Raw genomic sequence first — 13,531 nt, forward strand, 5'->3', positions numbered from 1 at the left:
GGTGAGGAAAAAGCCTATCCGGTATTAGCTACCGTTTCCGGTAGTTATCCCAGTCTTACAGGCAGGTTGCCTACGTGTTACTCACCCGTCCGCCGCTAACCCAGACACTTTCCGAAGAAAGTGTAAGAGTCCGCTCGACTTGCATGTATTAGGCACGCCGCCAGCGTTCGTCCTGAGCCAGGATCAAACTCTCCATAAAAGTGTTTGACTTGCTCATTTGTAATGCTGACGAAATTCATTGCTGAATTTCTTATATCAAACGTTTCACTCGTTGTTCAGTTTTCAAAGAACAATTCGGCTCAGATCACTTATCTTACGACTCGTTTTCTTTCGCTCTCGTTCGCCGTGTTTCTCAGCGGCGACTCTTATAATATATCATGTTGTCGTTTCAGTGTCAACATCTTTTTTCAAAAACTTTTTCGTTGTCTTTCGACATCGTTTGTCTTTGTTTTTTTGTTTCGTCCGAAGCGACGTTTATTAATTTATCATACACAAGCCCCCTCGTCAACTATATAAACACTACCATTTTAAGGAATATAATTCCCGCTAATCCAGGCACCCCTAACAACCCTACTGTTATAAGGATTAATGGATTCACAGCCAGCTCTACACCCATGCCCAATCCTGACGAATTAACTAAGTACAACATAATAAACGCACTGACAGCATGAAGCATAAACCAGGACATCCCCTTGCGCATCTCTTTATTTCGCAAGAACAGCCCTAACAACAGCAATAAGGAAACTGCCATTACGACGATTACAATTAGCTTCATTACGAACACCTCTTAATCAATTGACGATAGGCATTCGTACGAAGATTAGTTTGCTTTGCTCGTTTCAACAGCATAGCTAATCGCTTTTCTGACGCTTCCATCGTAAAGATTGCATAATCTGTTTCATCCATGCCAAGGGCATGATCAAATCGTACTTGAGCTTGCCTCCACTCCACGAAAGCATCATCGAGCTCTTCGATTAATTGCTGATGTTCAAGCTCACTTTCAAGTTCAGCCTCTTTTGAATGATTTGCTTTCATTTTTGAGTCAGCATGACTTTTGAATACTTTCCTTACCTGATTATTTATGTTATCCCACCAAATCATCATCTTGAACACGCTAAACACCTCCATAAGCTCGTCTACTTTTAACTTATGGGTGAAAACTTCTATATAGAACGAAAACCGATACATGGATTCATAACAGAATCTACGTACCGGTTTATATTTGTTCATAATATATAGCCAACATGACCACTGTAGATAATTACAATTCACGACGCCCTTCTAAAGCTTTCGACAACGTGACTTCATCTGCGTACTCCAAATCTCCACCTACAGGCAATCCATGAGCAATGCGGGTCACTTTAATACCGAAAGGACGAACAAGACGCGATATATACATCGCTGTCGCTTCACCTTCGATATTCGGATTTGTCGCCAAAATAAGCTCCTTCACTCGCTCATCACTAAGGCGTTTTAATAACTCCGCTAATTTGATATCTTCCGGTCCAATCCCCTCCATAGGAGAAATCGCACCTTGCAGCACATGATAATGCCCTTGGAATTCCTTCATTCTCTCCATCGCCACTAGATCTTTCGTTTCCTGCACAACACATATAACAGAAGCATCCCTTGATTTGTCCTGACAAATTCGGCAAGGATCTGTATCCGTAATATTGCAGCAGACTGAACAGTAGGTTAGATTTCGTTTGACGTTGACCAACGCTTTGGCGAAATCAATCACGTCATCTTCCTGCATGCGAAGCACATGGAACGCAAGACGAGCAGCTGTCTTAGGCCCTACTCCAGGGAGGCGCGAGAATGCCTCAATTAGCTTCGCTATCGGTTCTGGATAATACATAATCCCGCTCCTCTTTTACTTGTCCATGAGTCCATGATACAAAATAGTGGTGCCCTGCATCCAAGTTGGAGCTTGACACCACTATAGTCGATCATTCATTTAATCAAACTACATCCACGAAATCAGGATTAGAACAATCCTGGAATTTTCATACCACCTGTGAATTTAGCCATATCATCATTAGCCATATCTTCTGCTTTAGTCAAAGCATCATTTACAGCTGTGATGATTAAGTCTTGAAGCATCTCAATATCATCTGCATCTACTACTTCTGGCTTGATATTAATGGAAAGAACTTTTTTGTGACCATTTACTTCAACGGATACAGCGCCGCCACCGGAAGTACCATTAGAGACTTTATCAGCCAATCCCTCTTGTGCCTTCAACATTTGCTCTTGCATCTTCTTAACTTGCTTCATCATTTGATTCATATTGTTCATCGCCGTATACTCTCCTTTATTGTCCAATTAGGATATTATTCCTTTATGATAACGAGTTCTTCTCCAAACATCTGGATAGCCTCGTCAATCCACTTTCCCTTTGTATCCTCCGCCCCTTCTTGTTCTAACTGAAACACTTCAGTTGGGGCATCAGAAGATTTATCCGTTACTTCCCAGTCCTTGAGCATCATTGTATCCAAACGATAAGGTTTGCCCAATACTTCCTGCAGAACACGCTCGATAACTTCACGATTGGAAGGCTTCTCAGTCGTGTCCCGATGAATGGTGTTCTTGAATGCAACCAAAAGGCCATCTTCAAGCATAGATACCGGCTCACCATTAACAAGCCATGCGTGGATCGTTACACCCACTTCTTTAACTCGTTGGAGCACTTGACCCCATTGCCCACGAACTTGTTGGAATTGCGGACTGTTGCAATTTGCTACATATTGTTCGAACTGCGGCGGCTTTTTAGCATGTACAGAAGTCCGAACATTCTGACGAACAGCAGCGGTTGTACGCTCACGTGAAGAACCTGCAGCTGACGATCCATCCGCATGAACACCTTGCTTCAAAGCATCATTCAACTTACTTTCAAGTGCAGCCACTTGGCGCTGAAGTTGCTGGACGACGCCAGAAGCCTCAGCAGGAATATTTCCAGCTGCTGGCGCTACCGATGAAGAAGCCGATACTGTTCCCGAGCGTTGCGTCGCTATATGCAAGAGTGCAACTTCAAACAAAGTCTGGGGCTGTGTTGCATACTTCATTTCTGTTTGATAACGATTTAACGTATCAATGACTGCGAATAAGTCCGAAGCGCCGTAAGATTCAGCAATATCACGGAACGTATTGACTTGTGTCAAACGCTCTGTCATCACTCCCCCATTCGGCACTAGCTTGACCATCAGCAGGTCACGGAAGAAGTATAACAAACTTTCCATACATTTGTCCGCACTTTTACCTTCTTGCATCATCTGTTCAATTACAGTCAGCACAGTCGCCACATCTTGTTCACGAACTGCTAGAGCTAACTTGGCGAACTGCTCTTCAGGCATGCCCCCTGTAATATCAAGCACTTGTTGATAAGTGACACGCCCATCTGTAAAGGAAGCCGCTTGATCTAATAGGCTTATTGCATCACGCATGCCGCCATCGGACAATTTCGCAATATATTCTAAGCCATCTCGATCTGCTTCAATCTTTTCTTCTGAACAGACTTGTGCCAGCCGATCTACTTGTTCCTCAAGGGATACTCGCCGGAAATCAAAGCGCTGACATCTCGATATAATTGTGGCAGGAAGCCGATGCGGCTCCGTAGTTGCCAAAATAAACATCACATGCGTAGGAGGCTCTTCCAATGTCTTCAACAGCGCATTGAATGCCTCGGTTGTCAGCATGTGTACTTCATCGATAATGTACACTTTATGACGAACTTCGGTGGGAGCGTATTTAACTTTCTCGCGGAGATCTCGAATTTCTTCAACACCACGATTAGATGCAGCATCAATCTCTACGACGTCCATCACTGCTCCAGCCGTTATACGTCGGCACGCTTCACATTCATTACAAGGCTCAGTGCTCGGACCACGTTCACAGTTAACCGCCTTGGCTAATATTTTGGCTGCACTCGTCTTCCCCGTTCCACGCGGGCCGCTGAACAGATAAGCATGCGAAAAGCGCTGCTCCCGCAACGAATTCTGTAGCGTTTGAATTATGTGCTGCTGGCCAACCATGTCACCAAATGACTGTGGCCGCCATGCGCGATACAATGCGATATGACCCATACTGTAACCTCGAAACGTTTATACTAACATCACTTCATACGAAGCTTGTTATATTATACTATATCACAATTACAAAAAAAACAGCCACACCCTCTAACACCTGTTATTGGGTATTAGTAAGGTATGGCTATTGTAAAGGTTGTACCGTATCCTTTGGATGCAACACGAATGCCGCCTCCCATATCAGAAATAATTCTCTGACACACAGACAACCCTAATCCGGTTCCATTAGGTTTTGTCGTAAAGAAAGGATCGAATATTTTATCTACGAGGAATCCTGGAATTCCAGGCCCAGAATCGTGTATATCCACCAGAACACACTTGCATGATTCGTCTATTTTCAAATAAATAGACAAATGTCCACCGTCAACCATAGCCTCAATTCCGTTCTTGGCTATGTTAAGGAATACTTGCTTCAACATCTCCCGATCAGCTACTACAGGCGGCAGCGGAACTGTATGTACAACACGTACGTCTACGTTATGCATAACCGCTTCATTTCGAATAATGGGAACAATCTCTTCCATTACCTGTTCGATACGAAGCTGCTCAATGTTCAAATCTTTAGGCTTGCTCAAAAGCAAGAACTCACCCACTAGCTCATTAATGCGATTTAATTCAGTAAGCATGATATCAGCAAATTCAACCTCTTTGTTCATACCACGTTCTGTTAGCGTCCTTTTGAACATTTGAAGAAAACCTTTAATAGAAGTTAGAGGATTACGGATCTCATGAGCTGTGCCAGCGGCAATTTGTCCAACCATAGCCAATCGATCATTTCGCTGAACCTGCTCTTCCAATGATTTAAGACTCGTAACATCTTTAAATAGTACATATGCCCCTAAAATACGCCCCTCTTCACAACGAACAACATTAGAATCCAGTAACAATTCATGCCGATATGTACCATTTTGCCACGAGAAAGCATAATTAGTAACAACTACTCCGCCTAAAAGCGAACGCTGGATCGGATGATGCTCTTTTGGCATTGCACCAAACAACTCGTTGATACGGTGATTCACCACCTGCTCCCGGCTCCATCCTAACAATTTGCAAGCCGTATCACTTATGTCAACCAGCCTAAATTGAAGATCTATGAGCAGTACGCCTAAATTCACATCACGTAAAAACGTATCAGCAAAACGCTGCAACAATGGTACAGCATCTCGTTCACCAGGAGATCTTCGCCCTTCCGCCAGCTTTGAGACAGCCTCTTCCAATGGTGTTGTAGGTCCGTTATGCACTCGCTCACCCCATATATATATTCATTGAAGTGTATGTTCAATGATGCATGTTTACGCTGTCGAAGCACCTCTCAACAAGCATTCATAACATCATCATTCTTATGTATTCTTCATTCACAACCAGTGCCTATCATATATTTACATATAAAAAAACACCGAGCAATATCGGTGTCAACGCGCTAGTCTAAATTATAATATAGAACCGTGCACCTGGTATTGATAATTGCGATCCAAGCGGCACTCCTATGCGACAGCTCAGGTTAGGCTTCCCTCCGGCACATATGCTAACTTACTTATGGCTGCTTCCTTCCGGACCTGACCAGGTTCATAAGCGCATATTGCGAAGGACCAAACCGTCAACACCACACATAGGCTCCAGCCTCACATCGACAAAACCTCTAACAGGAATTCAACCTCGCTACAGCGGATTGCGAGTTACAGGGCACCGCTACCTCCCCGTCTAGCACGGCAACACCTAGTATAGACTATTTACAGACAAGTTGCAACTCAAGTTAAACATTAACAGCCTAACCAACCTACTAAGTAACCATTCCATCTAACAAAAATCCAAGTGACATCTCAATGATTTTTCCCACATTACGCCTCTTCACCACGAATCATTTCAAAATCCAAATTAAGAGGATCTTCGGGCAAAGTGTGATCCTCATTTACAAATGAATCAGTAACGGGAACAGAATGATCCACTTCTTCTATTCGGATACCATCAACCCAAACCTGCCCCTCCCCACTCAATATAACGCCGAACGCAATCGCTTCGGCTAAAGGGTCAATATCAAGCACAACATCGTGCTGCGCCCAATCCTTCGTCCCCATAACTGGTCGATTCATCATATTGTCAAAGGCCAACGGTTCCTCATTCTTACTGTCCACACGCATCCACAAACCAGCCATTTGCGCTTCTTTTGTCTTTAAAAATCCAGTTAGTCGCAAGCGTTTGCCCTGATATTTTTTAGCCTTGAACATTTGCATCAAGGTCCCAAAGCCTTGCGAGTTAGCATTAACCAGCCCTTTAACAGTTGCTGACACCGTACCGCGGTGAACAACTAGTCGATCTAACTCCGCTTGATATTGATTAGGAAACACCCCCGTAAACATCCAGCCTACCGGAAGCTTGCTCTGCACTTTCTGCATCTCCTGTTGTTCTACATAATCATTGTAGTTTTGTCCCATTCCTGCCTCATACTCATTTGTAGACATATAAGAACCAACCTCCTTCTGTGTGCGTTGAAACACCCTAAATCCACTACGATACTGCTGCGGAGTCATCTGGTACTGACGCTTGAACGCCCGAGAGAACGAATCTTGGCCAGCAAAACGGTACTCCAAGGAAATGTCCAAAATACGTTTATTGGTCGAGAGCAACTCCATTGCCGCCAAGGTCAATCTGCGCTCTCTAAGATAGGCCGATGCACTAATGCCTACATGCTCCTTGAAAATACGATGAAAGTGAAATCTCGAGACGGCAGTATGCTGGACAACATCTTCGAACTCCACATCTTCTTTGAGATGAAACTCCATATAGCGAATCGCTTCTTGGACCCACTCTTTATGCTCCATCCACATAAAAGAAATGCACCTTCTTTCGTTACATCCACAGCATCATCATACAAGATAAAAAAGAGATTGTTTTGACATTTTGTGCTTATTAAAAATGGACAAAAAAATAAACTCCCTGCGTGTAAACACGAGGGAGTTTGTTCATATAAATTACATGCCGTATTTCTTTTTGAAACGGTCTACGCGACCACCAGCATCCAAGAACTTCTGCTTACCAGTGAAGAATGGATGGCAGTTGGAGCAAACCTCTACTTTAAGGTTTTCCTTAACGGAACCTGTTTCGAATGTGTTGCCGCAAGCGCAAGATACAGTCGTTACGTAGTATTTCGGTTGAATTGCTTCTTTCATCGAATTCACCTCTTTCCGCCCTGAGCCCTTTGCGTTCCCAGAGTTATAAATGACACATAGATGGATTATAGCACACGGATATATGGTGCGCAACTTGCATTTTATAATAAGAAACTTACGTTTCCCACTCTTACTTACGCTATGTTATCGGAAACTCACACGCAAAAAAATGAAGGGAGTTCAATCCCATCAATACTTTGCCTTCGCTCGCTGCAATAATTCAGGCGGAACGTGCGAGTAAGAACCAATGACGACATCTGGAAGCTCTTCCTTGAAAATCTCAATCATCGTCTTCATCCCAAGAATATCTCCTTGCGCCTTAGGAATGAGTTCCAAGTAGCTTTCAGGATCGATATTCAAGTTACGCATTTGAATGAGGCGAAGCTTCGTGCGGCGAGCGAACTCAACCATCGCTTCCACTTCTTCTTCGCGATCTGTAACCCCAGGGAATACAAGATAATTAATCGACGTATAAACACCCTGTTCTGATGCGTAACGAAGCGACTTCTCAACATTAGCCAAGTTATAAGCACGTGGTCGGTAGTAAGCATTGTAATGATCATCCAAAGCACTAATTGTACTGACTCGCATCAAATCAAGCCCCGCATCAACAATACCACGAATATGATCAGTCAAGCCCGCATTGGTATTAATATTGATGTAGCCCATATCCGTTTGGCTTCGAACTTCCTTAATCGCTTCGATAATAATTTTAGCCTGAGTAGAAGGTTCACCCTCACAACCCTGACCAAAGCTAATGATCGATTCCGGCGTCTTCAGATGCTCCATCATAATCTGTACAACTTCATCTACCATTGGTCTGAAATTCATGCGCGTCTGCGGGGCAGGGAAGCCACTATCATCCGGTTGTTCCGAAATACATCCATAACAGCCAGCATTACAGGAATAAGATACCGGTACCGCTCCTTCCCAACGCTGCAAGAAGGTGTTGGAAGCAGTCAAGCACTCATATTGCAGTGCACAATGGGATAAATGTTGATAAAGGCGATTTTCTGGATAGCGCTCCAAAAGTTCAGATACCTTCACACGAAGTTGTCTTGTATCACAATTTAACGGGTCCCACTTATGAGGATCATCCGTAGCATTAGCCGCTACATAAAATCCGCCATCTTTCCATACTACAGCTGTGTATCCAAACAACGGCAACTTCTGTTCCTTGTCTGTCTTCACATAACTTGGTATGTGCAAGCGAGTATAGCCTTGTGGTAGCAGAGCCCCTACTGCCTGTACATCTCCGGGTATAACAACCATTTCACCTGTATCTGGGTCAAGCCCAACTGGACGAGTGCTTGGTAAACCTACAAGCGTAGCCCCTTCCGGCAGAGGGATTAGCTCATCTTCAAATATTTCTACAATCATTTCCCCACTACGGGCTAGTCCAATCAAATGATCATGATCGTACATATTCCCATCTTGGTCAGCATATACTACATACATTGTCAGCAAGTCCTCCCTATATTTCGGTACATCCGTCAGCTGACAGAGGAACTGCGTGTACGGCGAGTTGGTGTTGGCGTTGGATTCGTTTCCTTAGAATCTAATGTCGCTAAAAACTCTTCGTTCGTCTTTGTATCACGCATACGACGGATAAATTGATCAACAAACTCTGGGGATTCATTCATGTTTTTACGAACCGACCATAGTTTGTCCAATTCATCCTTCGTCAATAACATCTCTTCACGACGCGTTCCAGAACGACGAATATCGATAGCTGGGAAAATACGACGCTCAGCCAATTTACGATCCAAGTGAAGTTCCATGTTACCCGTACCTTTAAATTCTTCATAAATGATATCGTCCATACGGGAACCTGTTTCAACCAAAGCAGTTGCCAAAATCGTCAAGCTTCCGCCCTCTTCAATATTTCTAGCCGAACCAAAGAAACGTTTAGGACGATGGAAAGCCGCCGGGTCGATACCACCACTTAGTGTTCTACCGGATGGAGGAACTACTAGGTTGTAGGCACGCGCTAATCTAGTAATGCTATCAAGCAAAATAACAACATCTTTCTTATGTTCAACAAGTCGCAAAGCACGCTCTAGCACTAGCTCAGCTACTTTAATGTGATTCTCAGGCACCTCATCAAACGTCGATGCAACAACTTCACCTTTAACAGAGCGCTGCATATCCGTTACTTCTTCCGGGCGCTCATCGATGAGCAATACGAACAATTCGATATCAGGATGATTCGTCGATATACTATTCGCAATCTCCTTCAGTAGTAATGTTTTACCCGCCTTAGGAGGGGCTACAATAAGACCACGCTGACCTAGACCGACTGGAGCAAGCATATCCATAGTACGGGTTGAAATCTTCTCAGGGGTTGTTTGCAATACGAGCTTCTTCTCCGGATATAGAGGAGTCAAGGCAGGGAAGTGCAGACGTTGTGAGGCTTCATCCGGATTCTCGCCATTAACCGCATTAATCTGCAGTAATCCAAAGTATCTTTCATTTTCTTTCGGTGGGCGACATTTCCCAGATACAAGGTCACCAGTACGAAGGTCAAAGCGACGAATCTGCGATTGGGAAATATAAATATCCTCTGGGCTTGGTAAGTAGTTAATAGGACGCAAGAATCCAAATCCTTCAGGGAGAATATCCAAGACACCTTCCATGAACATGAAGCCGCCTTGTTCTGCCTGTGCGCGTAAAATTGCAAAAATAAGTTCTTTCTTCTTAAGTTGACCGTAACTAGGAATCTGTAATTGCTTGGCCAGCTTATACAGCTCCGTCAATTTCTTCGTTTCCAAATCGGAAATTTGCAAATCCATGAATACAACTCCTATTCTATTCAAGAAATAACATTGATGTCTAAGTGAAAATGAGAATGAACTCCACTAGCCGCTCTGTTGTTGATATAGAGTGCCGAATACATTCATCCCAAGTATAAAGCCTGTGGCAGTCTGAATTAATGAAGGAAATAACGGGTACCTAACGCCTAGTAGAGTGGAATCATTCAAAGTAAGAATGACAGGCGATAGAATGGATAGCGTAGACTATTTATATATGATTACCCGCAATGTGAACATTTATTCTTATTCCCTCCATATTTCTGCGCCCAGCATCGTCAAGTTAGAAACGAGGTTATCATACCCGCGGTCAATAAACTCGACGCCTAGCACTTCGGTAACACCATCTTCTACAAGTAATCCCCCGATAACCAAAGCAGCTCCAGCTCGCAAATCAGCGGCCTTGACTGTAGCAGCATGTAACTTTGAACGTTCAATAATAGCAGAACGTCCTTCTACACGAATCTTGGCCCCCATACGCATTAGCTCAGGAACATATTTAAAGCGGTTACTGTACACATAATCCGTAAGCATACTTACACCTGATGCCTGTGTAAGTAGACTTGCCATAGGCGACTGTAGATCAGTAGCAAAGCCTGGGTATATTAGTGCTTTGACATCAATAGGCTCATAATCAGCCTTGCCAATAACACGAAGTGATTCGCCTGACTCAAGAATCTCCACACCCATTTCTTCCAACTTTGCAGTTAAAGCCTCCATATGCTTAGGAATTATATTATCAACGAGAAGATTACCTCGTGTTGCCGCTGCAGCAATCATATAAGTACCCGCTTGGATACGATCTGGAATAATCGAATGACGACAGCCATGCAAGCCGTCTACACCTTCGATACGAATCGTACCAGTACCAGCACCTTTAATTTTCGCACCCATTGCGTTCAGCAAGGTTGCTACATCTATAATTTCAGGCTCTTTAGCCGCATTTTCAATCGTAGTAATACCTTTAGCTCTTGTTGCCGCCAGCATAATGTTAATCGTAGCGCCTACACTTGCTACATCCAAGTAAACTTTAGCCCCACGAAGTTCTTTTGCATAAATATGAATGGAACCATGGTCATTAGTGACCGTAGCCCCTAGTGCCTCAAACCCTTTAATATGTTGATCAATAGGTCGCGGTTCAAAGCTGCAACCACCAGGCATGCCAATCGTCGCTTCTCCGAATCGCCCCAATAAAGCACCCATCAAGTAATAAGAAGCTCTCAGCTTCTTTACAAGACCATTGTGCATAGGTATAGAAATCATACGAGAAGGATCAATGTGCATCGTATTCCCGTCCCAGCTTACATCCCCACCCAATTCAACGAGGATTTCACTGTACGTTTCTACATCGCTAATTACTGGCAGGTTCTCCAACACTACGGTTGTCTCTGCCAAAATAGCAGCAGGAACAAGCGCAACTGCACTATTCTTAGCCCCACTAATCTGTACAGTACCATGCAGCGGACGACCGCCCTGAATCATTATCTTTTCCATAGTTGTAAAATGCTCCTCCTACGCCTTGCATACCTGCTTACCCAGATTGCTCGAAATAATAACTCATATCGCGATCACAGCAACACACTTCTACGATACAACACAACGGAACCCATTACGCACATGTAACTGATTGTAATTGTCCCGTCCTACAGTCTTCCCTATGAATTCGGTATCTCTACCTATATCTCTACAATTGTACTACAATAACTAGCTTAATGAAAAATGTTGAATAAGTAGAAAATGGGAAGAACACCGGACAGTCCCAGTGTCATTCCCATATCCGTTAACGTGCGAATGCGATCATCGCTTGTTATGCTTGGTTGCTGCTTCCGAACAAACGGATTTTTTCACGAACGACTTCAACGATAGATTCACGCGCTGGAGTCAAGTATTTACGAGGATCGTAAACTGTTTCTTGCTTCGCAAGAGATTCACGAATCGTCTTCGTGAAGGATACTTGGTTCTCCGTGTTCACGTTGATCTTACCTACGCCGCATGCAACAGCTTTCGTGATTGCGTCGTCAGGAACACCAGAACCACCGTGAAGAACGATTGGAACTGGAATCTTGCTCGTAACAGCTTCCATAATATCAAAGTGAAGCTTAGGCTCGCCTTTGTACATACCATGAGCAGTACCTACAGCGATTGCCAAAGCATCAACGCCTGTCTCTTCATAGAAGCGGATTGCTTCTTCTGGATCAGCCAATTGTGCATGTGCTTCATCAACTGTCAAGTCGTCCTCTGTACCGCCGATTGTACCCAATTCACCTTCAACGGATACGCCCATAGCGTGTGCAGCTTTAACAACTTCTTTAGTCAAACGAATGTTGTCTTCGTATGCATGGTGGGAACCATCGAACATAACGGAAGAGAATCCTGCACGGATACACTTCATAGCTACTTCAAATGTGCTACCATGGTCAAGGTGCAATGCGATTGGCAAGCCGGATTTCTTAGCAGCTGCTTCAGCCATTGCTACAGTGTACTCGATACCCATGTACTTCAATGCACCTTCGGAAACACCGAAGATAAGTGGGGAGTTCTCAAGCATACCAGCTTCTGTGATAGCTTGTACAAACTCAAGGTTGTTGATGTTAAACTGACCTACAGCAAATTTGTTTGCTTTAGCTTTAGGCAGGAATTCGTTCATCGATACTAATGGCATGGTTACTTCCTCCTATGGATTGTCGTCTGTTTCTGTTATGGCTAGCCGACATCTTTACAGTCGTTATTATACCACAATTGCACATCAAAAAATATACAAACTCTTGACAACAAACGAAGTTCACAAATGACTTTGCCAAGGATTATATGGTTAAAATGTCCGTTGTTATATATACATGGATATTAAGCCTAATTATCTCACCAAAACTGTATCTAAGTATGCCATCTATAGCGCTTACGAAGATATAGATACCGACGAACCTGAAGAACGCTCTAGTGTCATGTTGACAGCAACACGCATTTCATCAATATCAAACGGCTTCGTAAAATGCATCAGTGCTCCAAGATCAGTCGCTTCCTTAATCATGTCCAGCTCACCGTAAGCAGTCATCATAATGACATTTAAGTCTGGCTTCATTTCTTTAATTTGCTTCAATATTTCAAGGCCATCCATGCCGGGGATCTTCATATCAAGCAGCACAATGTCAGGTGTCTCGTTGCGCACAATTTCTAAGGCCAACTTGCCATTGGATGCCTGATAAGTTATATACCCTTCGCTGCTGAACACTTCCATGAGAAGAACACGTATACCGTTCTGGTCATCTACGATCAATACTTTCTTCTTATCCAACTGGTACCCCTCCCATTGTGTTTCACGAACGAGCAATGGTAGCCAAATGACTATCCCTCGCTTGCCCTATCATCTCATCGTCATGATGGGCAAAAACGTCGTAAAAGTACATATTCGCGTCTTCCCTTAAAATTCCTTCTTTGAAAAAGAAATCGCTTAAAGTTTCCAAAAACAATG

13 protein-coding genes, 1 rRNA gene and 1 other RNA gene are annotated in these 13,531 nt (G+C 43.6%); all 15 read right to left on the reverse strand.

The annotated features are described in order from the left end of the window. Nucleotides 1-199, reverse strand: a 16S ribosomal RNA gene (locus tag IFO66_RS19360); the annotation flags it as partial. A 309-nt stretch (nucleotides 200-508) separates the two neighbouring features. Then, the gene (locus tag IFO66_RS19365) at nucleotides 509-775 is read right to left on the reverse strand and encodes a pro-sigmaK processing inhibitor BofA family protein (RefSeq protein WP_192026749.1); all 267 of its coding nucleotides are present in this window, start codon (nucleotides 773-775) and stop codon (nucleotides 509-511) included. Further along, entirely contained in the window at nucleotides 775-1,113 is a 339-nt protein-coding gene (locus tag IFO66_RS19370; RefSeq protein WP_420488686.1) for a DUF2508 family protein, read from the reverse strand. The genes IFO66_RS19365 and IFO66_RS19370 overlap by 1 nt, the downstream gene beginning before the upstream one ends. 148 nt (nucleotides 1,114-1,261) lie before the next feature. Then, entirely contained in the window at nucleotides 1,262-1,858 is a 597-nt protein-coding gene (gene recR, locus IFO66_RS19375; RefSeq protein WP_028594978.1) for a recombination mediator RecR, read from the reverse strand. A gap of 128 nt (nucleotides 1,859-1,986) precedes the next feature. Beyond that, nucleotides 1,987-2,298 carry a YbaB/EbfC family nucleoid-associated protein gene (locus IFO66_RS19380; protein WP_028594977.1) on the reverse strand — a complete coding sequence of 104 codons (312 nt, stop codon included), beginning with the start codon at nucleotides 2,296-2,298 and terminating at the stop codon, nucleotides 1,987-1,989. Nucleotides 2,299-2,333: 35 nt separating this feature from the next. Further along, nucleotides 2,334-4,082 carry a DNA polymerase III subunit gamma/tau gene (dnaX, locus tag IFO66_RS19385; protein ID WP_192026750.1) on the reverse strand — a complete coding sequence of 583 codons (1,749 nt, stop codon included), beginning with the start codon at nucleotides 4,080-4,082 and terminating at the stop codon, nucleotides 2,334-2,336. A gap of 113 nt (nucleotides 4,083-4,195) precedes the next feature. After that, the gene (locus IFO66_RS19390) at nucleotides 4,196-5,326 is read right to left on the reverse strand and encodes an ATP-binding protein (protein ID WP_192026751.1); all 1,131 of its coding nucleotides are present in this window, start codon (nucleotides 5,324-5,326) and stop codon (nucleotides 4,196-4,198) included. 202 nt (nucleotides 5,327-5,528) lie between these two features. Then, nucleotides 5,529-5,795, reverse strand: an RNA gene (ffs, locus tag IFO66_RS19395) — signal recognition particle sRNA large type. 128 nt (nucleotides 5,796-5,923) lie between these two features. Then, on the reverse strand, nucleotides 5,924-6,910 hold the full coding sequence (locus IFO66_RS19400; protein WP_192026752.1) for a helix-turn-helix transcriptional regulator: 987 nt from the start codon (nucleotides 6,908-6,910) through the stop codon (nucleotides 5,924-5,926). Nucleotides 6,911-7,054: 144 nt separating this feature from the next. Next, a complete protein-coding gene (gene rpmE, locus IFO66_RS19405) occupies nucleotides 7,055-7,252 on the reverse strand; it encodes a 50S ribosomal protein L31 (protein ID WP_028594973.1) in 198 nt (65 codons plus the stop codon). Between the two features lie 189 nt (nucleotides 7,253-7,441). Continuing rightward, nucleotides 7,442-8,710, reverse strand: a complete 1,269-nt coding sequence (locus IFO66_RS19410; protein ID WP_028594972.1) for a radical SAM family protein — start codon at nucleotides 8,708-8,710, stop codon at nucleotides 7,442-7,444. A 35-nt stretch (nucleotides 8,711-8,745) separates the two neighbouring features. Continuing rightward, nucleotides 8,746-10,044: a transcription termination factor Rho gene (gene rho, locus IFO66_RS19415; RefSeq protein WP_028594971.1), complete on the reverse strand. Its 1,299-nt coding sequence runs from the start codon at nucleotides 10,042-10,044 to the stop codon at nucleotides 8,746-8,748. Nucleotides 10,045-10,308: 264 nt separating this feature from the next. Next, nucleotides 10,309-11,556, reverse strand: coding sequence for a UDP-N-acetylglucosamine 1-carboxyvinyltransferase (locus tag IFO66_RS19420; RefSeq protein ID WP_192026753.1), 1,248 nt, complete (start codon nucleotides 11,554-11,556; stop codon nucleotides 10,309-10,311). 313 nt (nucleotides 11,557-11,869) lie between these two features. Continuing rightward, nucleotides 11,870-12,724 carry a class II fructose-1,6-bisphosphate aldolase gene (fba, locus tag IFO66_RS19425; RefSeq protein ID WP_144995262.1) on the reverse strand — a complete coding sequence of 285 codons (855 nt, stop codon included), beginning with the start codon at nucleotides 12,722-12,724 and terminating at the stop codon, nucleotides 11,870-11,872. 234 nt (nucleotides 12,725-12,958) lie between these two features. Then, nucleotides 12,959-13,354, reverse strand: a complete 396-nt coding sequence (locus IFO66_RS19430; RefSeq protein WP_028594968.1) for a response regulator — start codon at nucleotides 13,352-13,354, stop codon at nucleotides 12,959-12,961. Between the last annotated feature and the right edge of the window lie 177 nt (nucleotides 13,355-13,531).

Origin of the sequence: Paenibacillus arenosi, assembly GCF_014841135.1 — a bacterium.
Taxonomy (GTDB): Bacteria; Bacillota; Bacilli; order Paenibacillales; family Paenibacillaceae; genus Paenibacillus_B; species Paenibacillus_B arenosi.